Annotated in this window: 22 protein-coding genes; 3 read left to right on the top strand and 19 right to left on the bottom strand. The window is 51.8% G+C overall.

Annotated elements, in window-relative coordinates; translation table 11 throughout:
* Positions 1-25: 25 nt before the first annotated feature.
* Together frsA and gpt are read right to left on the bottom strand one after the other, a co-directional pair.
* Positions 26-1,270, bottom strand: a complete 1,245-nt coding sequence (frsA, locus tag BEA93_RS21775) for an esterase FrsA (protein WP_001515787.1) — start codon at positions 1,268-1,270, stop codon at positions 26-28.
* Positions 1,271-1,362: 92 nt separating this feature from the next.
* Positions 1,363-1,821, bottom strand: coding sequence for a xanthine phosphoribosyltransferase (gene gpt, locus BEA93_RS21770; RefSeq protein WP_001291991.1), 459 nt, complete (start codon positions 1,819-1,821; stop codon positions 1,363-1,365).
* 260 nt (positions 1,822-2,081) lie between these two features.
* Here gpt and pepD point away from each other — a divergent pair, with 260 nt between their 5' ends.
* Both pepD and BEA93_RS21760 read left to right on the top strand, forming a co-directional pair.
* Positions 2,082-3,539: a cytosol nonspecific dipeptidase gene (gene pepD, locus BEA93_RS21765; protein ID WP_016248351.1), complete on the top strand. Its 1,458-nt coding sequence runs from the start codon at positions 2,082-2,084 to the stop codon at positions 3,537-3,539.
* Positions 3,540-3,597: 58 nt separating this feature from the next.
* The gene (locus BEA93_RS21760; RefSeq protein ID WP_105225060.1) at positions 3,598-3,840 is read left to right on the top strand and encodes a hypothetical protein; all 243 of its coding nucleotides are present in this window, start codon (positions 3,598-3,600) and stop codon (positions 3,838-3,840) included.
* A gap of 2 nt (positions 3,841-3,842) precedes the next feature.
* Here the strand turns inward: BEA93_RS21760 and BEA93_RS21755 are convergent, their stop codons facing one another.
* From BEA93_RS21755 to lafA, 14 genes are all read right to left on the bottom strand, one after another.
* Positions 3,843-4,373, bottom strand: a complete 531-nt coding sequence (locus BEA93_RS21755; protein ID WP_001515784.1) for a metal-dependent hydrolase — start codon at positions 4,371-4,373, stop codon at positions 3,843-3,845.
* A 62-nt stretch (positions 4,374-4,435) separates the two neighbouring features.
* Positions 4,436-5,050 (bottom strand): peptide chain release factor H, encoded by a 615-nt coding sequence (prfH, locus tag BEA93_RS21750; RefSeq protein WP_000602119.1) that lies wholly within the window; start codon positions 5,048-5,050, stop codon positions 4,436-4,438.
* Positions 5,047-6,186 (bottom strand): RNA ligase RtcB family protein, encoded by a 1,140-nt coding sequence (locus BEA93_RS21745; protein ID WP_024191835.1) that lies wholly within the window; start codon positions 6,184-6,186, stop codon positions 5,047-5,049. Before BEA93_RS21745 ends, prfH begins: the two co-directional genes overlap by 4 nt.
* Positions 6,187-6,427: 241 nt before the next feature.
* Positions 6,428-6,880, bottom strand: a complete 453-nt coding sequence (locus BEA93_RS21740) for a GNAT family N-acetyltransferase (protein WP_061090638.1) — start codon at positions 6,878-6,880, stop codon at positions 6,428-6,430.
* Positions 6,877-7,932, bottom strand: coding sequence for a DNA polymerase IV (dinB, locus tag BEA93_RS21735; RefSeq protein ID WP_001226159.1), 1,056 nt, complete (start codon positions 7,930-7,932; stop codon positions 6,877-6,879). Before dinB ends, BEA93_RS21740 begins: the two co-directional genes overlap by 4 nt.
* A 135-nt stretch (positions 7,933-8,067) precedes the next feature.
* The gene (gene lafU / locus BEA93_RS21730; RefSeq protein ID WP_038355491.1) at positions 8,068-8,973 is read right to left on the bottom strand and encodes a putative lateral flagellar export/assembly protein LafU; all 906 of its coding nucleotides are present in this window, start codon (positions 8,971-8,973) and stop codon (positions 8,068-8,070) included.
* 2 nt (positions 8,974-8,975) lie between these two features.
* Positions 8,976-9,839: a flagellar motor stator protein MotA gene (gene motA / locus BEA93_RS21725; RefSeq protein WP_038355492.1), complete on the bottom strand. Its 864-nt coding sequence runs from the start codon at positions 9,837-9,839 to the stop codon at positions 8,976-8,978.
* Between the two features lie 12 nt (positions 9,840-9,851).
* A complete protein-coding gene (locus BEA93_RS21720) occupies positions 9,852-10,568 on the bottom strand; it encodes a FliA/WhiG family RNA polymerase sigma factor (RefSeq protein ID WP_038355493.1) in 717 nt (238 codons plus the stop codon).
* Positions 10,569-10,587: 19 nt separating this feature from the next.
* Positions 10,588-11,055, bottom strand: coding sequence for a flagellar basal body-associated FliL family protein (locus BEA93_RS21715; protein WP_085448697.1), 468 nt, complete (start codon positions 11,053-11,055; stop codon positions 10,588-10,590).
* A gap of 7 nt (positions 11,056-11,062) precedes the next feature.
* The gene (locus BEA93_RS21710; protein WP_085448696.1) at positions 11,063-12,121 is read right to left on the bottom strand and encodes a flagellar hook-length control protein FliK; all 1,059 of its coding nucleotides are present in this window, start codon (positions 12,119-12,121) and stop codon (positions 11,063-11,065) included.
* A complete protein-coding gene (locus BEA93_RS21705; RefSeq protein ID WP_038355496.1) occupies positions 12,118-12,429 on the bottom strand; it encodes a hypothetical protein in 312 nt (103 codons plus the stop codon). Before BEA93_RS21705 ends, BEA93_RS21710 begins: the two co-directional genes overlap by 4 nt.
* A gap of 4 nt (positions 12,430-12,433) precedes the next feature.
* A complete protein-coding gene (gene fliS / locus BEA93_RS21700) occupies positions 12,434-12,826 on the bottom strand; it encodes a flagellar export chaperone FliS (protein ID WP_038355497.1) in 393 nt (130 codons plus the stop codon).
* Positions 12,827-12,848: 22 nt separating this feature from the next.
* Complete coding sequence (gene fliD, locus BEA93_RS21695) at positions 12,849-14,165, bottom strand: flagellar filament capping protein FliD (protein WP_085448695.1); 1,317 nt, start codon at positions 14,163-14,165, stop codon at positions 12,849-12,851.
* A 289-nt stretch (positions 14,166-14,454) separates the two neighbouring features.
* Positions 14,455-15,369, bottom strand: coding sequence for a lateral flagellin LafA (gene lafA / locus BEA93_RS21690; protein ID WP_038355499.1), 915 nt, complete (start codon positions 15,367-15,369; stop codon positions 14,455-14,457).
* 485 nt (positions 15,370-15,854) lie between these two features.
* Here lafA and BEA93_RS21685 point away from each other — a divergent pair, with 485 nt between their 5' ends.
* A complete protein-coding gene (locus tag BEA93_RS21685) occupies positions 15,855-16,709 on the top strand; it encodes a winged helix-turn-helix domain-containing protein (RefSeq protein WP_038355500.1) in 855 nt (284 codons plus the stop codon).
* A 58-nt stretch (positions 16,710-16,767) separates the two neighbouring features.
* Here BEA93_RS21685 and BEA93_RS21680 read toward each other — a convergent pair whose 3' ends face one another.
* The 3 genes from BEA93_RS21680 to flgK are packed head-to-tail and all read right to left on the bottom strand — an operon-like array spanning position 16,768 to position 20,082.
* Positions 16,768-17,745, bottom strand: a complete 978-nt coding sequence (locus BEA93_RS21680; RefSeq protein WP_105225061.1) for a flagellar hook-associated protein — start codon at positions 17,743-17,745, stop codon at positions 16,768-16,770.
* A 16-nt stretch (positions 17,746-17,761) separates the two neighbouring features.
* Positions 17,762-18,691, bottom strand: a complete 930-nt coding sequence (flgL, locus tag BEA93_RS21675; protein WP_105225062.1) for a flagellar hook-associated protein FlgL — start codon at positions 18,689-18,691, stop codon at positions 17,762-17,764.
* 14 nt (positions 18,692-18,705) lie between these two features.
* Positions 18,706-20,082: a flagellar hook-associated protein FlgK gene (gene flgK / locus BEA93_RS21670; RefSeq protein ID WP_105225063.1), complete on the bottom strand. Its 1,377-nt coding sequence runs from the start codon at positions 20,080-20,082 to the stop codon at positions 18,706-18,708.
* Positions 20,083-20,579 lie beyond the last annotated feature (497 nt).

The raw sequence follows: 20,579 nt of genomic DNA, 5'->3' as shown, positions 1-20,579 counted from the left end.
CAAATTGACAAAATTTAGCAAATTTTTAACACAATCGTTTTTCGATCCAGTCGGTGATTTCCTGAAGCGCTTTGTCAAAATTCCGATACACCGGATTAAATGGAATTTCTAACAATTTACCGTCGGCAGATGACGAAGTGATTAAGCGGGAATCCTCTTCCGGGCTGAACGGATCGTTCTTCCAGTAACCTGATAACATTGGCGTTGGGCAACGACGTCCCAACAATCCTTGCACTTTTAATGAATAGCGATTCAGCTCCACGCGCAACGCTTCGTCGGAAGCATCATGCATCCCCAAACGGCTGGCCAGTACGTCAAGATACATTTCCGGCACCTGTTGCTGGCACTTAAAATCACTCAACAAGGTGTGAACCACCGGCCCAAGACAGGCAACGGCTTTCAGACGCGGCGATTCAAGGTATGCGAGGCGCACGGCAACGTTAGCACCAAAACGGAAACCAAAGGCTGCGACGCGTGTGTGATCCACCCACGGCACGTTTGGCAACGCCTTTAAAACATGTTGGTGCAGCAAGCTGGAATCCTGGGTGAGTTTCCATTTTGAGGAAAAACCGACCGAAGGCATATCAATAGTCAGCATCGCAATGCCGCGCGGTGCAAAATAGCGCTCATAAAGGGAGTAATAGTCTGTTTGCATCGCATCCAAACCACCACACATTAATACTGTCGGGAATGGGCCATCGCCTTTTGGCATATGCAAAAAGCCAATGATGGGCGCGCCGCCCGGCACAGTAAACTCCATCTGCCGCATGGTGCCAGGCAGACGTTGCGCCGCTTCTTCATACGCGCGATTTGACAACGCCTGTACCTGTTCAGCCAGATCATCGCCCTTCAAGTGCGGATAGGCGGCAATATTGTACAACGTAGCAGCGTGCAGCCAGTGACGCCCGCTGACTTGCGGGTCTTCTTCCGCACAGGCTTTCTGTTGCCACAGCATTGCCTGGGTGGCCCACTCATAAATCCAGTTGCCACCGCGGTAACCAATCACCGTATCGTATAAATCATTGTCGGTGCGTTCGGCATCGCTCATCACAATACGCGCCTGGACATCGAGGATTTCACGCGGATCAACGCCACGCCAGATCCACATCAGGCGGTTAATCATGCGATACCAGTGAGGAATATTTTTGCCATCGAGGGCCGACTGCACCGACGGTTGCGCACCGCGGTTAAAACGGCGGACTAGCGTCGAGGTTTCAGGGTGTTTAAAGCGGGGTTTGAACAGGGTTTCGCTCAGGTTAGCCTGTGTCATGGATGCAGCCTCCAGGAATACTTACTGGAAGCTATTGTAACCTGCCTGACGTCAAAAAGAACAACGCCCGGCAAAGCCAGGCGTTGAAAAGATTAGCGACCAGAGATAGGCGGAACGAACACCACGCCCATATCCCACGGCTGCTCAATCCAGGTATTTTGCGGGATATCAACAACATAATCATCAACCAGCGGACGACCAGCCGGTTTAGCGAAGATGGTGACAAAGTGCGCTTTTGGATACATTTCACGGATTGCCACCGCAGTACCGCCGGTATCTACCAGGTCATCAATGACGATGAAGCCTTCACCATCGCCTTCTGCGCGTTTCAGTACTTTCAGTTCACGCTGGTTGTCGTGATCGTAGCTGGAAATACATACGGTATCGACATGACGAATACCCAGTTCACGCGCCAGTAAGGCTCCGGGCACCAGACCGCCACGGCTAACGGCAATAATGCCTTTCCATTGTTCTGAAGGCATCAGGCGGCTTGCCAGTTTACGTGCATGAATCTGCAACATGTCCCAGGTGACGATGTATTTTTCGCTCATGTGAAGTGTCCCAGCCTGTTTATCTACGGCTTAAAAAGTGTTCGAGGGGAAAATAGGTTGCGCGAGATTATAGAGATCTGACGCACTAAAAACCAGTATTTCACATAAGTCCGCGTCTTTTTGCGCACTGCTACTACCTGTCGCTGGATAAAGTGGTATTCTCAAACATATCTCGCAAGCCTGACTTGTGCTGACAACATTTTCTGCTAACCCTGTGACCTGCAATACTGTTTTGCGGGTGATCGACAAGGAGACTTAACGTGTCTGAACTGTCTCAATTATCTCCACAGCCGCTGTGGGATATTTTTGCCAAAATCTGTTCTATTCCTCACCCGTCCTACCACGAAGAGCAGCTTGCTGAATACATTGTAGGTTGGGCAAAAGAGAAAGGTTTCCATGTCGAACGCGATCAGGTGGGAAATATCCTGATTCGTAAACCTGCCACTGCAGGTATGGAAAACCGTAAACCGGTCGTCCTGCAGGCTCACCTCGATATGGTGCCACAGAAAAACAACGACACCGTGCACGACTTCACTAAAGATCCTATCCAGCCTTATATTGATGGCGAATGGGTTAAAGCACGCGGCACAACGCTGGGCGCGGATAACGGTATTGGTATGGCCTCTGCGCTGGCGGTTCTTGCCGATGACAACGTGGTTCATGGTCCGCTGGAAGTGCTGCTGACCATGACCGAAGAAGCCGGTATGGATGGCGCGTTCGGCTTACAGAGCAACTGGTTACAGGCTGACATTCTGATTAACACCGACTCTGAAGAAGAAGGTGAAATCTATATGGGTTGTGCGGGTGGTATCGACTTCACCTCTAACCTGCATTTGGATCGTGAAGCGGTTCCGGCTGGCTTTGAAACCTTTAAGTTAACCTTAAAAGGTCTGAAAGGCGGCCACTCCGGCGGTGAAATCCACGTTGGCCTGGGTAATGCCAACAAACTGTTGGTACGCTTCCTGGCAGGTCATGCAGAAGAGCTGGATCTGCGCCTTATCGATTTCAACGGTGGCACACTGCGTAACGCCATTCCGCGTGAAGCCTTTGCGACCATCGCTGTTGCAGCCGATAAAGTCGATGCACTGAAATCTCTGGTGAATACCTATCAGGATATCCTGAAAAACGAGCTGGCAGAGAAAGAGAAAAACCTGGCATTGTTGCTGGACTCTGTAGCGAACGATAAAGCTGCACTAATTGCTAAATCTCGCGATACCTTTATTCGCCTGTTGAACGCCACCCCGAACGGCGTTATTCGTAACTCCGACGTGGCAAAAGGCGTGGTTGAAACCTCACTGAACGTCGGTGTGGTGACCATGACCGACAACAACGTAGAAATTCACTGTCTGATCCGTTCACTGATCGACAGCGGTAAAGACTACGTGGTGAGCATGCTGGATTCACTGGGTAAACTGGCAGGCGCGAAGACCGAAGCGAAAGGCGCATATCCTGGCTGGCAGCCGGACGCTAACTCTCCGGTGATGCATCTGGTACGGGAAACCTATCAGCGTCTGTTCAACAAGACGCCGAACATCCAGATTATCCACGCGGGCCTGGAATGTGGTCTGTTCAAAAAACCGTATCCGGAAATGGACATGGTTTCTATCGGGCCAACCATCACTGGTCCACACTCTCCGGATGAGCAAGTTCATATCGAAAGCGTTGGTCATTACTGGACACTGCTGACTGAACTGCTGAAAGAAATTCCTGTGAAGTAATAACGATAACGTCCACGCCTGCGGGCGTGGACTGTTCAAGGATGAAGGGCAGAATTGTATGGCGATTTACATTGAGATAACAAAGTATTATGAAACCCATGAAAAAGTCGCATATTTGTATAGCTGCGACCATATTTCATGGGGGGAATTTTTGATCACCAAAGAAAATTTCGCGCTGAAATCCGTGAAAGAGCTTGAAGGTGAAAAGCAGAGTTTTTTTATGCTCAGAGCCTGGGGCAAAGTCAGAAGAACATATTTAACCACGAGAGAATTTCCCAAGGAAATATGTTACGCAGCCTGACGTCAGAACAATTTTTTCATGCGTTTTACAATCATCATTTTGACATTACGCTTGCACCACACAGCAATAGCCGCCGTTACCAATATCAACTCCAGTAAAAACGACCAGTGTAATAAAAAATTTAGCCACCACGGCTGATGTACCGCCGTAATATGAAATAGCGCAAACGGTTTATTAACGAAAGGCATTAGCCACCAGATATCCCCAACCAGCGTATCAAGTAATAAATGCACAATACCATTCAGGCAAAATATCACCCCCAACCACGGCGGAAGTTTATTCTTCGCGACGCCAGCCCAGAGTAGCGTCGCAGCCAAAAGTGTGAACCATAGCAATGGCCAATGAGACGGGTAAAGATGATGATGACGTTGCCCGCTATCAATCAGATAGCACCAGAAGAGATCAAAATCGGGTGCAACTGCCCCGACTAAGCCAATAACCATCACCCTCCGCGCATGACGAGCAATCAGCGGCAAGCGTTTTACTAAAGTACAATTTATTAAATATCCAGCCGGAAGATGACCGATAAACATGATGATTCCTTTCGTTTTCACCCGCTGCTTTCACGGAGAAAACGGCGGGACATGTTCCTGAATTACACAGCGATAAAAGCCATCCCTGTAAACGTCCGTCGCGGGTTACCACGTTCAATCTGATGATGGAACATTCGCCGCTGCGATTTCAGCGCCGCACTATTTTCCTGTTGCTGTTGTTCCAGCTTCCAGGCAATCAGCAATCGCGCCAGCCGTCTGTTAGCATGCTGGCTACGTTCCGATTGTACCTTCACACAAATCCCACTTGCCAGATGCGTGGCGCGCACCGCCGAGTCGGTTTTATTGACATGTTGACCGCCCGGCCCCGACGAGCGCAACGTCTCATAACGGATCGCATCTGATTGTTCCTGCTCATCAGCGGTAAAACGCCCAATGCCCAGAAACCAGTTTTTACGTCCATGATGAGGTCGATACGGGCTTGGGCAAATCCACTGAATCGTACCACACCAGCGTTCACTTAATGCCCATGCATTATCGCCATCCAAAGAGACCAGCGCCGAACGCAGCGTGTCAGAGTAGCGCCCCGTTTCTGTTTCCAGCACCGTTACCGCGACGCGCTGTTGGGTAGCTTCTTTAATCAGCCTGTCCAGCGCCTTTTTGACGGCGAGACAGCATTCTTCTGGCCCCTGGGCAGAGGAGAGTTGCAACAAGATCATCCTTTTTTCCCTCCACTGTTTTTGAGCGTCAGTACCGGACGCAACCGCGCGACTGGATTAACTAAACCGGCCCGTACCAGGCATTGCACCACGCTTTCTGCTGATTTATAGGCCTGCGGCGCTTCTTCGAAGATGAGTTGTTTATCGCGGCAAATTACCCGGCTGCCAAGTTCAGTACGCGAGAGTTGCGTCACGGTGTATTTCGCCGCCAGACGCCCTTTACACTCGGTACGTCCCCATTTGCGTCCTGCCCCATGCGCCAGCGAATGTAATGTTTCTTCACAAATGACAGGCTGAACCAGCCACGAAAAATCACCGCGTGAGCCGGGGATAACCACCAGACCGCTATCATCTGGCGTTGCCCCTTTACGATGTAACCAGCCTTGTTGATCGCCAATTTGACTCGCGGTAATAAAGTTATGTGCCACATCCAGAACCAGACTTCCCGTCGCCTTCACCTGCTGCATCATGCGCAAAGCAATCATCTGGCGATTCATACGCGCAAACGCCAACGCATCGTCATGCTCCGCGATATAACGTAGCGCGTCGTCACAGACTTCTGGCAAGCCATGATGAGAAAACGAGGCAATATGTCGCTGTAAAATAGACTGCCCCAAACCACGCGAGCCGCTATGAACCAGCAGTTGCAAATACCGCGCATCCATACCAGCCAGTGCAAACAACTCAGCGTTGATGATTTGATCAATCTGTTGCAGTTCAGCGAAGTGATTGCCGCCGCCGATGGAACCCAGCGAGCTGCGCCACGGATGCTGTGCAAACGCTGACGGCAGGTTTTCCTCCAGCCAGCTTTCTTCGGCAACATCATCCAGAGCAGACAATCGCTTTTCAAACTTATCGGCATTGTATTTGCGGGCAAGGATATCTGTTTGCCATAGCGCCATGCCGCAACCGATATCATTGCCGACCAGCGCCGGGTAAAAACGCCCAACGGAGAAGAAGGCTGCGCCAATCGGGTAGCCGCGTCCGGGGTGTAAATCTGGCATCCCTACTACGCGTTGCATATCGGGAAGTTTTGCTGTGGTGTGTAATTGTTGGATCGCTGAACTCTCGATCCACAGGTCATCGGATGCGATGGTAAATACCGCATCGGATAAAGGACGAATATATTTGCCCATGTACCATTCCATTTATACTCATCATACTTCAAGTTGCATGAGCTGCGACTCAAATTATTAAGAGTAACAATTAAAAAATCAGAAAATGGCAGACGAATCCAGGGCAAAAAAAAGAATTAATCCTGGAAAGGTCTGCAAAGCGTCATTGATAAAGAATTTGTCATGATTGACCTCCTTGCAGTTTGTGGAATAAGAAAACGCGCACATACTAGGCAGGCAATATTTACATTGCAAGCTGGAATTAATCTGGCTGCTGATAACGCATATAAAAATTAGTCAACCACTCTCCCCGGCATTCAACGTTCTGCTGCTTAACTACCTGAAAACCATAACGTTCAAAAAAGGGTTTCGCCGTTATGCTGGCATTTACTGTAAGTTCGGATTCAGACTTAATCGATGGTTTTAACAAGGCGCTGGCGACACCGCGGCGGGTGTATTTCGGGTCAACAAATAATAAGTCGATATAGCGGTCAATTAGCGTAATAAATCCGACTGGTTGCTCATCAATGACCGCAACCCGCACTTGTGATTGCGCGATTTTTTTCTTCCAGCGTGTTTCATCAATCTGCGCCCAAGCGGCAATTTGCTGCGGAGAATAATGTTGGCTAGCCGTCATCGTAACCGCTCTAAGGAAAATAGCGCATATGTGCTGAAAATCTCCGGGCCGATAGTCTCTTATTGATATGTTATTCATAACCCCAACACCAGTTGTCTTTCCATTTGCGGATCCAGCAACGTCACATGCAAGCCCACCAGCCGCACACCACGCCCGCTGCGGCGTTCATCCCAGGTTTTACGCGCGGTGGCGATTAGGTCAGCTTTATTCAATCGCGGCCAGACATGTTCCTGAGTGGTTTGCTGAAAATCGTCGAACTTTAACTTCACCCCCTGACGAGCGATAAGCAAATCAGGTTTTACCTTCGCCAGACGGCGTTCCAGCTCCGGGTATAGCCGCTCAATGATCGCTTCACATTCAGACCAGTGATGAATATCTTCCGCCATCGTGCGTTCCACGCCGACGGATTTGCGCAGGCGTTCGCTGTTAACATCGCGCTCATCGATGCCCTGACTACGCTCCCATAAAATGTGGCCAAATTTGCCAAAACGTTTGAGCAACATCACCAGATCATACTTTTGCACATCGCCGCAGGTTCGCAGCCCCATCGCTTCCAGTTTTGCCGCCGACACTTTGCCGACACCGGGAATTTTCGCCAGCGGCAGGGTTTGCAGAAATGCCGGAACGTCAGCCGGAGTAATCACAAACTGACCGTTGGGTTTATTCATGTCAGAAGCGATTTTAGCGAGAAACTTTACCGGCGCGACGCCCGCAGACGCCGTCAGTTGCAACTCGTTAAAAATCGTCTGGCGGATTTCCTGGGCAATGAGGGTCGCAGAACCGTGGCAATGTACGCTGTCGGTGACGTCAAGATAGGCTTCATCCAGCGACAGCGGTTCAATGCGCGAAGTGTAGCGCGAGAAGATTTCGCGGATATGATTCGAGGCTTCTTTGTAAGCGTCAAAGCGCCCCGGAAGCAGCGTAAGATGTGGGCATAATTTGAGCGCCATACCGGTCGGCATTGCACTGCGTACACCAAATTTACGCGCGGGATAATTAGCGGTGCTGATCACCCCCCGACGTTCGCGGCTGCCGCCAATAGCAATAGGGATATCGCGCAGGGCGGGATTGTCGCGCATCTCCACCGCTGCGAAAAAACAGTCCATATCCACATGAATGATTTTACGCATTGCTCACCTCTCAACACTGGTAAAGTATACAGTGTTTTCAGGGTTTGAGAAATGCGTAAAGATTCAGCAATCTGCCCCCTTATCGCCGGATGCGACGCTGGCACGTCTTGTCCAGACTACAAGAGGTAGTTTTTGCTACCCGTGCTGTTTATCCAGCTTTTGTACCAACGGCTGCACCACTTTGTCGCCATGCTGGCCAAAATATTGATACAGCGTATCGGACGCGCTTTTGGTCAGCACCATAATCTCAATACGTCGGTTACCCGCGCTTTGCGGATTTTTGGTATCCAGCAACATCTGGTCAGCCATCGCACTCACCTGCATCACTTTATCTTCTGGCATTCCGGCTTCTTCCAGCACGCGACGAGCCGAAAGCGCGCGGTCGCCCGAAAGGTTCCAGTTGTTGTAGATATTGTTTTTATAGGCCATCGCATCGGTATGCCCGGTAATAATAATTTTGTTATCGAGCGAGTCGAACACCGGCGCGAGCTCCACCAGCAGGGTTTTAAAGAACGGCATAATCTTCGCGCTGCCGCGTTCAAACATATTGCGGTTCTGGTCGTCTTTAATCAGCACGCGCAATCCCTGCGGGACAATTTCCATCTCCAGATTCGCTTCCATATGCGCATCGCGGGCGATGATGTTGATATCGGTCGCCAGTTCGCCAAGCTCGGTGGCGGATTTCTTCTTAAGCAGCGCCGTTTTCTCGTTCACATCGCGCACTTTTTTCTCCGTCTCTTCCGGCACCGCCACGGTAGCGGGTTTCGGCGGGTGGGTCGGGCTAATTTTATTTAACGGCGACAATCCACCGCCGTTGAAAATCGACTGCCCGTGCAGCGCGGCGATAATGCTTTCCCGCTCAGATTTACTGACGCTGTTGACAATCCACAGCGTCATAAACAGCGCCATCATTGCCAGAGTAAAGTCGGCAAAGGCCACTTTCCACGCCCCGCCGTGATGTCCGGCATGGTTCTTTTTGATCTGCCGCCGGACGATGGTCGTTTTTGCCCCACGCTCGCGGCGGTTGCCCGTCTTTCTCATGCTTAATCTTGCTCCAGCATCGCATTCACCCACGCGTCGAGGTTAGCGAAGGTCGGCTTGGATGCCAGATGCAGCAACTTACGCCCCGCATCTACCGCCAGCAGGGTCGGTTTACCGCCCGCCTGGGCTACCAGCACGGTACGCACACACTCCAGCAGAGAATGTTCCGCCCGCGCCTGTTGTTCCATGGCGTTGGCGAGCGGGTCCATCAGGCAATAACAGATAAATACGCCTAAAAACGTCCCCACCAGCGCCGCCGCCACTTTCAGGCCAATCAGGGCGATAGATCCATCAATCGACTGCATGGTGATGATGATGCCCAACACCGCCGCACAAATGCCAAACCCTGGCATCGCTTCGGCGGTACGTTGCAGCGAACGCGACGGCGTTAGCAGCGACTCTTCGGCGGTGTCCAGTTCCTGATCGAGAATGCCTTCCAGTTCATGGGCGTCAATTTTGCCCATCGCCATCAGGCGAAAGTTATCGGCAATAAAGGTCACCAGCCGCTTCTGGGTTAACACCAGCGGGTATTTCTGGAAAACAGTGCTCTCTTCCGGCTGCTCAATGTGCTGATCCAGCATGCGCAGGCCGCCGTTTTGCACCATTTCGAGCAATTCATACAGGCACATTAATAGCTGACGCTGAAACTCCGGTCCGAGCTGTTTTTTACTGATCACGCCTTTGATTTGATGGGCGATTTCTTTCAGCACATGTTTTGGGTTGCCAATAATCATCGCCCCAAAACCGGCCCCTAAAATAATAACTATCTCTGCAGGTTGCCAGATAGCAATTAATTGCCCGCCCGCTTCAAAGTACCCGCCAAATACGCAGCCGAGCACCACCAATAAACCTACTATTTTTTGCATAATTTTTTCACTTTAATTCGGATAGACAAAATCACGAATTTTCTGCGCGATCTGTTTATTCAATTGACAAATTCTGGCTTCGGTCAGTCCTAATACCAGCGCGATCTCTTTGAGATTCATCTCATGCTGGTAATACATAGAGAGGATCAGTTGCTCTTTTTCACTCAATTGTGAAAGCGCGTGTTGCAGCATTTGCTGGGTAATGATTTGTTCTTCCAGCTCTCTTCCGGCAAGCGGGATACTGTGGCCTTCAACGCCAAGCAATTCATCCAGACTGGCGAGGGTTTCCGCACCTTCCAGTTGAAGATATTCGAGATAATCTTCATGAGAAATGCCCTCGCGAACCAGTTCCTGCCACTCTGGTTCGTGCCCCAGTTTTTTACGCGTCTCACGAATCAGGTCTTTCATCTGATGATATTTCTGCCGCAACTGCCGCGGTCGCCAGTCGAGCGCACGCAGCTCATCAAGGATCGCGCCGCGAATTCGATGCACGGCATAACCTGCAAAACCTTCATCAGGCAGCCCGTAGCGACGAATGGCATTAAGCAGCCCCATTAACGCCGTTTGTTCCATATCCTGGCGGTCAATAATGCAGTTGCACTGCGGCGCGAGTTGCCGCACCACTTTGCGCACCAGCGGTAAATAGGCCTGTAAATAGTGGCTCTCCTGCTGCGGGGTTAATAGCGGCGCGGCAGTAAATTCTTCTGACTCGAATACGTCCTGTAGCATGTTTATATCCGTCTGGTGATTACTGGAAGACCACTTTTTTCACCAGCAAATCCTTATACGGTGTGCTCATTTTGCGACGCTGAAGATCTTTCTTTAGCGCATCAGAAATCAGTTTGCGGATGGCCGATATTTTCATGCCACGCAAATCTTCAAATTTCATTTCCGTCAGGCACTCAACCGCAATGCTTTGATACAGCGGCTCCTGATGTTTTATTTTTTCGGCCTCTTTATCACTGGCGACCACCATGACTAATTCCGCCGACAAATAATGATCCGCGCCGTTGTTGTCATGCAGAGTGACAATGGTTTCCGGCAACGTCACAAACACGCTTTTGCTTTCATCCATCGTTTCCACCGATTCCACCCGCGCTACGGCAGTCGGTTTTCCTTTTCCGGCATAATGATGCCAGACTCCCCACCCTGCCCCGGCTCCTACCACCAACGCCAGAACGGCACTGACCACGCCTGCCACCACAATTCTCTTCATCTTGCTTTTACACTTTGATCAAAACGGATTCGTTTTGTTGAAATTGAGGCTCATCATCAAGCTGTAAGGCGGCACTCACCTCCTCCTGCTGATGGCCCGACTGTTGTTGCTGCTGCGACTGCCCTTCGGAGGAGACCTGCACGTTCACCTCCATAAAATTTTGCGCCGTCAGATGCTGGCGAAGATCGTCGCTAAACTGCTGCAACGCGCGACAAACCTCACTTTGGTTAGCGCCGATATGCACCGTCAGTTTGCCGCTATCCAGTTGCACAGCGATCTCAAGCTTGCCAAGCGACGGTGGATCAAGGCGGATTGTCGAGATCTGCTGCTGTTTGTTGAGCTGGAAATGGATCTGATCTTTCAAAAGCGTCGTCAATTTTTCGCCCAGCTCGTCCATCGAGAGGGTGACAGGTTTAGTGGCAATCTCCTGATGATCGCTGACCCGTTCCGGCGTTTTAACTGGCAACACAACGCGCGAAATGACGGGTTCTGTTTCTGCTGCTTTATCGCTTTTACGCTCTACTGGAGGACGCGTGGTCACACGGGTCGGCTCAGGCTTCGCGCGTTCTGGTTTAGCGGGCGTGCGCTGTTGCACCGGCGCAATGGCGCGTAAATCTTCACTGGCGTAAGTTGCCAGTCTGGCCTGCTGTTCAGGCTTTGCCTGCGGCAACTGACTGACCAGCTCCTGTAATTGCGGTGGTAACGACGTGAGTTCCTGCTGCATCGGGTGTTGCGGTGTGTTTTGCGCCGCCGCTTTCGTCAGTTGCCGGATAACCGGAGATGTCGCCACGTTTCGCGGCTGCGGCGTGTCCTGATGCGGCGCGGCAGGTTGCGGCAGTAACAGCGCCATTAGCGCCTGCATCGCTGCCGGATCGCTCTCCTGCGGGCGCGTCACCTGTTGCTGGGGGGATTTAGCGCTATGAACGCGCTCCGCCACCGCGGCCACCGCCATTTTCGGCAGGGTAAAAGCAGGTACGTTTTCACCGCTCACCGGCGGCAAAATGTCCGTTTTCAGCGCGGCGGTTTGCGCAAGCGTTCCGAGCGTGGCAAGCAATGCCGGATTCATGGCTTCTCCGAAAGTAAATTAACAATTGAGTAGGCCAGCACGCCTTCCTGATGTTGCTGGTGTCTCTCCATGCGTGCTTTCAGCACTTCAGTTCTCTGCTCGCGTCGGGCAATCAATACGCTAAACGCGGCATGAAGTTGCGCTTTCACCACACGCAATTGTGCAGCGTCAGTTTCAGCCTCTTCATAGACATGAAACTGGCGCATCAACTGCTGATGCAGCACCGGAAGGCGTCGCCAGCGCTGTTTATCCAGTGCTTCGTTCATCGCCGTAACCAGCGCGAAAAGTTGCCTGCGTTCTTTTTCCATTGCGTTAACCCAGCTTGCCCGAAAGCCCTTCCCAGCCTTCGCGCAGGTTGCTTAAAATCAGCATCACTTCATCGATTTTCTCTGCCGACAGTTCGCCGCTGGCCTCATACAAACGATAAACACAGTGGTCATACAGACGCGAAAGATTCACCACCAGCTCGCCGCCGGTTTCAAACTCCAGCGAACTGGTGAGCGCATTGAGAATATCGATGCATTTGTTGATGCTCTGGGCTTTCTTCTCAAAACGTCGCCCTTCAATGTGGCTTTTGGCGCGTTCCAGCTCATCCATCAGGCCAGAAAACAGCACCAGTACCAGTTCGAGAGGTGACGCCGCAGCAGTGCGAGCCGCAAGGTCAATCTCTTTATATTGCGAATAGCCATCCTGTACTTCGTACATCTTTAGGGATATTCCTTGTGAGTTACGCGAATGCCGCCATGCTGGCTTTCATGGTGTACACCTCAACCAGTGTGTTGGTGTACTCCTCAAGATAACGGTCGTAGTTGGCGTTATAGGTATCGGTAAGCTGATCGCTTTCGTCCTGAATTTTGCTCATCTGATCGTCAATGTTCTGCTGGCGCAGAGTGATGATGCCGTTGCTGGAGTCCGTATAGGTGTTAATCAGGTCGTCCATCTGCGCCACCATGCTGTTGTCACCGACGAAAATTGACGTCAGACCGTCCGGGTTTTTCGCCATTTCGTCGTTGAACTGGTCGGAGTCGATCTGCAAGTGACCGTGAGAATCGAGGGTGATGCCATAATCCACAATCGACACGCCGTTGTAACTGGCATGGGCGATGTCATCGAGCTGGTTCGCCAGTGAACTGAGTCCTGCATCACCCGCAAAGACCCCGGCGCTGCTGCTGTCATCACCGTGGGTGGTCAGCGAATCAACCGTATCAATCAAAGTGTTATAGGCATCAACAAAGGTCTGTACTTTCTCCTGGCTGGCGCTGGAATCTTCGCTGATGTTAAAGGTGGTGAGATCGCTGTCAGAATCGCTGACTTCGGTGAACGTCATGGTGACGCCGGGGATCACATCATCAAATGTATTGCTGCTGTTGGTGATCGCCGGCCCCGTGGCGCTGCCGAGATGAATAATCGCGTCCTGGGCGGAGGAAACATCCGTGGCAACGGGCGCGCTGGCGCTATCGTTGCTGGCGTCATGCCCGGTCACGCTCACCGAGAACGCGCTCTGTGCTCCGGTGCTTTCGGAGGTGAGCATAATGGTGGTGGTGCCGTCGGTTTTTACCAGTGCCGCCGAAACGCCGGGATTGTCATCGGAGTCGTTAATCGCATTCACCAGCTCACTGGCATCGATAAAACCATCGCCATCACCGTTCTGATCCGCCGCCGACAGATCAATATCCATGCTGCTGTCGCCCATCGTCAGTTCAAAAGTGCCGGTGGCGGAAAAGGCGTCGTCGCCCATACTGAACGTGGTCTGCTGCCCCTGTGCCAGTTGCTCGACATAAAACGAGTAGCTTCCGCCCTGCGCCTGGGAATTGGCGGAAACGGTGGCGGAGTCATTACTGCTGGAAGCAGCAAAAGTCACCGGGCCGTCGGTATCGCTGTTCAGCGCATCGACAGCACTCTGAAAATCGCTCAACGCCGAGCTGAGCGAGTCCAGGCCGCTGCTTTCAGCATCCAGCTCGCTCTGCTTCTCCTGCAAATTTGCTGCCTGAGTGGCAACATCGGCATACGCGATTTCTTGCGCAATGGTTCTTGGGTTAATCATTGATGACTCCGGATTACGATGTCAGATTATTGGCAAAAGGCGTGCCAATAATTTTTATGTGAATAATCAATTAATTGAAAAACAGGCGGAAAGAGCATTTCCGGTCTGGCGGAAGAGTGTCTGCCGCAGAAAGGACAACACCGCCCGCAGGCGGTGTTGAGACTGATGACAAACGCAACATTGCCTGATGCGCTGCGCTTATCAGGCCTACAAGATTTCTGCAATATATTGAATTTGCAATATTTTGTAGGCCGGATAAGGCATTTACGCCGCATCCGGCAATCCGCCATTACTGCAGCAGGCTGGAAACCATGCTGGACATGCTGTTGGACTGTTTCAGCATGGTGATGCCGGTTTGCATCAGCACCTGCTGTTTGGTCATGTTGGACGCTTCCGTCGCGTAGTCGGTATCCATAATGTTACCGATCGCCACTTCGGTGTTGTCCTGCATGCTGGTCAGGTTGTTGGCGGTGTCGTTAAGACGGTTGATAGACGCGCCCAGCTTGGACTGGATCTGCGAAACGTCATCCATCGCGGTAGAAATGCTGGTGATCATCTGGTTGGCCGAGCCAGACGCAGTCAGCTCAGTACCGCCAGAAACGCCCGCAGTACCCGTGGTGTCTGCCTGATCCGCGCTAAAGGAGTTGCTGATAGCAGAAAGATCCGTCACCAGCGTGTTCAGTTGGCTTGAAATGTTCACGGTCATGGTGTCGGAAGACTCCGCGCCTACCTGGAAAGTCACCGCACTCTGGAACAGGCCGTCAGTGCCGGTGTTGCTGGTGCCGGAAACACCGAACAGGTTGGTGCCGCCATAAGTAGTATTTTGCAGCATGTCAGACATCTGCTGACCCAGTTCGTCGTATTCATCCTGCATCGCCTGCAGGTCGTCGTCGCTGTAAGTGCCGTTCGCCGCCTGGGTGGAGAGATCTTTCATACGACCCAGCACATCAGACATTTCATCAAACATGCTATCTGCGGTTTGCAGCATCGCCGTCGCGTCGTTAATGTTGCTCAGCGCAACGCCCATACCGCTGGACTGTGCCGTCAAACGGTTAGCAATCTGTTTGCCCGCGGCATCATCTGCTGAAGAGTTAATACGATTACCGGTCGCCAGGCGTTCCATAGAAGTAGAAAGAGAAGAACTACTTTTGCTGATTGCATTAACGGCGGCCATTGAGGCGTTATTGGTATTCATAGATAACATGATACTGCTCCTTGGGATTAATCGTGTTCGTTTCGATACCCTGTAAAAACGACATCCCATGAGCAAACTTAAAATGACCATAAAAAATTTTTCAGTCCATTTTATCGAATGCCACTTTTAGCTAAAAAAAGCAGAACCTAAATTCAGATAAAAAGATTATTAGCAATATATGCCACATGGCCAGGTGACAAAACATGTCATCGCCAACTGATTGTTATCACTCAGATTATCAGCAGAAAAATTGATTATTACCCAACGAACTGATGCTAATATTTACATTGCGTTGCAAATAACACACATTTTACTATTGTGACTCGCCAGTCATTTCGTTACATTCTCACGCCATATAGAGATTAAGAATAATCCTATTATCATTAAATATTAATTATCACGCAGTAAAATCATCTTCTCAAGGATGTATAAGACCCTGCTTAATGCAGCGTACTATCAGGAAACATTTATCCCTTGCTAAGGTAAACTCAACTATGAGTATTATTATCAACAACTGGCGGATGGACCCGTCGCTTAATGCCTTAATTCATTGTGAAACGGGTGAAATGCGTCGTCTTGGCGAATACCATTTTATTTTGCTGGAAACATTAGCAAAAAATGCCGAGACGGTTTTATCGCGATCTTATTTATGTGCCGAAGTGTGGAAAAACCGCATTGTTGGCGGCAACAGCCTGCCTACGGCGATCCACGCCTTACGTGTTGCTATTGACGATGATGGTAAACAACAGAACATTATTAAAACCATTCCGAAGAAAGGTTATCTGTGTAATAAAGAATATATTTCCTTACCTGCATCAGCATCGGCTGAAACATTGAATATTGCAGTTGAACCGCAGGAAGTTGTTTCACCTGTTCGTGACGAAAAAACATTACCCGCCACACCATTACTCCCCGCCCGTAAAAAACGTAATTATGTGCTGGGGCTGACAATGTTAACTGTTGCCATCGCCGTTGGCTCAACCGTAGGTTATAGCTACGATAAAAATATGCCTGATACGCCGCAACTGATTAAAGAAACGGTCAATAGTCCGCGAATAAAGATATTTCATCTTAGCACTGATGGGGGGACTAATACTGCACCATTACTTTCACAAACTCTCACTCCAGGAAAAGAAAAATTAGATAATTTATTGTCAGCGCACAATATGACCATGACAACTTATTATAAATATGTTCGTGACCGACTGGAGAGTGATATCGTTCTGCGTAACCAGTGCAACGGAAGCTGGCAATTAACCTTTAATGTGGAAAGCTGGCAGAATAGCGATATTAGTAGCGCGATGTATCAGAATTTAGAGAAGTTATTAAATACTGTGCAGAAGTGCTGATGAGTACCAATATATGCCGGATGCGACGCTAAAGGCGTCTTATCCGGCCTACCAATAATTACCCCAATAAATTCCTCACCGTCTGGCTGGAAATTCGCGCCTGGCCGTTCACCGCCTGCAATAAAACCTGATAGTTATGATTGGCGCTGTCGAGCACGCCGCCGAGATTCTCCGACGCCTGCACCGCATTTTCTGTTTGCGGGAAGCGCGACATGCCGTCGATCAACTGCCGCGCTTTTTCTTGCTGCACCGCCATCTGGGCGCGCTGCTGGTTAATGTTTTCTAATATGTGAGAAATCCCCGCCCCGCCCTGTTGCAAACTTTGCGTTAAACGCTCGGCCTCAGAGGGTTCGGCAAAGGTTTTCAGCAGAATAAACGCCGACTTATCGCCATCGGCGCGCACGCTTAAGGTGCGTTCAATATGAGGCCACTGTTTTTCGGTGGCGGAAAAACTGATGCCGTCTGCCTGCTGATGCATCTGCACGCCCACGCGGCGCAAAGCGTTGGTCAGCCGCGTCTGATACTGCCCGGTGTTGTCATCCTCAGACAGCATCACCGCCGCAAGCTGGGTCTGCCGCCCGTCAGAGACGCTGAACATCCGCGTTCCCGGCGTGAGATTGAGCACGAGATTCGCCAGATCCGGCGAGTGAAAGGCCACCCGCGCAGCCCCCTGTAACACCGGCTGCAACTGGCGGTCCACCGCACCGCCAGAAAGAGTAGTGCGTTTGTCCAGCATCTGCATCAGCGCTGAACTCGGCGCCTGCCCACCCTTACGCTGGCTATGACGATAATCGAGCAACTGCTGCTCCAGTTGCCCGAGATAATGATCCGCCTGCTGCAACGTGGTGAGCTGGTCATTAAGCTGTACGCTGTAACGCTGCGGGCGAGTGGTAATCAGCGGCGAAGCCGGATATTCACTCGCCGTCGCCGGGAGCTTTTGTCGCACCGCCTGAGTGGGCGCAACGGTTGACGATGATACCGCAGCGCTATGCGCGCCGCCGGTGGCGAGTGATGAAGATGTAAGTCCGACCTGCATACTGTTCCTGAAAGAGTTAGAGAACGCTGAACAAATTCAACTCACTCACTTTCGAGTAAGTCTTGAGGGTAGCTTCCATTGCCACTTCCAGTCCGGTAAAGGTGATCGACGCCGGGCCGTAATCGAGATCCTGTAAAGAGCCAATCAACTGATCGTTGGAGGTGGAGATATCGGTCTGCGCATCGCTCAACATCGACATGGTGTTCTGCGTCTCACCAAGTGAAGCAATCGAGGCGTTGAGGTCGTCCGAGGCGGTGTCCACCACATCAACGGCGTTCTGAATATCGCTCTGCACCTGCGGATCTGCCGGGTCAACGTCCGGGTTTTGCAGCTCCTGCGACAGGGAATTAAGCGTGTTAAGCACGTCTAAGTTGCTGCCGAAGAAATCGCTCGCCGCCACGTTGGTATCCACGTCCACGCCGTTTGACACGGTAGTCTGGCGGTGATCGCTGTTGCCCTGATAACTGTAGCTGTCGGTGACGCCATCGCTATCATCATCTACCGCCACGATCGGCGGCTGATCGTTGATAGTGCCGCCAAACACGTAGTGCCCGTCTTCGTCCTGGTAGTTCAGCGCCGCGACCATTGATTCGGTGAGCGACTCAATATCCTGCCCGAGACTTGCGAGCGAATCGGCGGTATTGGTGCCATTCGCCGCTTCCAGCAGGTCGTCGCGCACCGCCAGCAGGCTGTTGTTGACGCCATCGAGAATCGACTCCTGCTGGCTTAACCCCGCCGACGCGGAGTCGATATTGCTCTGATACTGCTCAATAGCCGACTGCTGGCGGTTCAACTGGGTGATGCGCGTGGCGGCGATGGGGTCGTCCGACGGCTGTAAAATCTGCTTGCCGGTTGCCATCTGCTCGACCACATGCGCCAGGTCGCCGGAGAGATTATTAAAGCTTTGCGTCATCGAGACGTAGGTTTGTTGGGTGGTTACTCGCATTCTCACGCTCCCGCTTAGCTGCACATTTCCAGCACCGAATCGAAAATCTCGGCGCCGGCGGAAATGACTTTCAGATTGGCTTCATAAATTTGTTGATAAGTGATCAGATTCACCGCTTCTTCGTCCATGCTGACGCCGCTGACGCTGCTCTGCTGATTTTGCGCTGCGGAATAGACATTAGACGCGGCATCGACTTCCGTCTGGTTTTGCTGACTGTAGATGCCGATATTGCTGATGATTGACGAGCACGCCTGCCCGACCGTCACGCTGCCAAGATTGTCGATTTCCAGCGGTTCGGTAGAGATATTGATCAGCGCCTGCAGGTTGTCGCTGTTACCGCTTTCGTCCGGCGAACTGGAGAACGCCAGCTCATCAGCGGTGATATCCGGGTTAACGGTCAGAGGGCCATCAGCGTTGCTGGCGTCATAAATAAACAGCGGCTCACCGGGGTTACCGTTGAGATCGTAGCCCTGCGCCAGTTGGTTGTTGACCGCATCGGCAAACTGCGACGCCATGCTGTTGATGGTGTCGGTCAGCGGCGTCAGCACATCGTTTTGATAATCAAACAGTGCGCCTAATGAACCGCCGGTGTCAGTGGTCATCGTCGAGGTGGTTCCGGCAAAAGTCAGCGACATGGTCGGCGTGCCATCGGCGTTGGTTTCCAGCGCGATGGTCGAGCTTTGCTGCCCGCTAACCAGCGGCTGACCGTTTTGCAGGGTGACATTGTAGTTGCCCTGGTCGTCGATATTGACCTGCACATCCATCATTCCGCTGAGTTCTTCCACCATCTGATCGCGAGCGTCGTACAGCGCGGAGGCGTTATCACCGTTGGCTTCGGCCTGGGCGATTTGCTGGTTATAGCTGGCGATGCCGCTGGTGAGCGTATTGATTTGCGACACCATCGCCTGCTGCTGGCTGATGATTTCCGTGCTTTGCGAGTCGATGTAATCCAGCGTGTTATCGATACGTAACGACAGCGCCCCGGCTTCGCTGATCACCTGCTCGCGCAGGGCGGAATCATCAGGGCTGGTGGTCGCTTCGTTAAGGGCGGCGAAGAAGTTGTCGAAACCGCCGCTCAGGCTGCTGTTATCATCGCTCAGTACCGCTTCCAGTTGACTAAGATACCCTTGCTGGGTGCTGTAATAGCCGTAATCGCTGGCGGCATACCACACCTGATTCACCTGATACTGGTTAGAGACGCGGCGAATGCTGTCGACCTGCACGCCGTTACCGGCGCTGTTCGACGAACCACCGCTGGCGCCGATGGTGCTGATCTCCGCCACCTGGCGGGTATAGCCCGTAGTCATGGCGTTAGCGGTGTTTTGCGCCGTGACGTTCAGCTCCACCTGCGCCGTTGATGCGCCGCTGTAGCCGATGTTGATCATGTCCATGTTGGGTCCTTACCGGTAAATCGTGCCGGTTAAAAGCGGCGTGAAGATGGGGATTCTTAAGTTCCGTAAACCAGGTGCCAAACGCCGGATGCGGCCTACATACGGGCGCAAACATAAAAATATGTACGGACTCGTAGGCCTGATAAGACGCGACAGCGGCGCATCAGGCACCGTGCACCGAACGCCGGATGCGGCGTGAACGCCTTATCCGGCCTACATACGGGCACAAGCATAAAAATATGTGCGGACTCGTAGGCCTGATAAGACGCGACAGCGGCGCATCAGGCACCAAACGCCGGATGCGGCGTAAACGCCTTATCCGGCCTACATACGGGCGCAAACATAAAAATATGTGCGGACTCGTAGGCCTGATAAGACGCGACAGCGGCGCATCAGGCACCGAACGCCGGATGCGGCGTGAACGCCTTATCCGGCCTACATACGGGCGCAAACATAAAAATATGTGCGGACTCGTAGGCCTGATAAGACGCGACAGC

The organism is Escherichia sp. MOD1-EC5950, from assembly GCF_002965345.1.
In the GTDB taxonomy this organism is placed as follows: domain Bacteria; phylum Pseudomonadota; class Gammaproteobacteria; order Enterobacterales; family Enterobacteriaceae; genus Escherichia; species Escherichia marmotae.
Note: the sequence above shows the minus strand (reverse complement) of the source record. Positions and strands in the feature narration are given on the sequence as shown.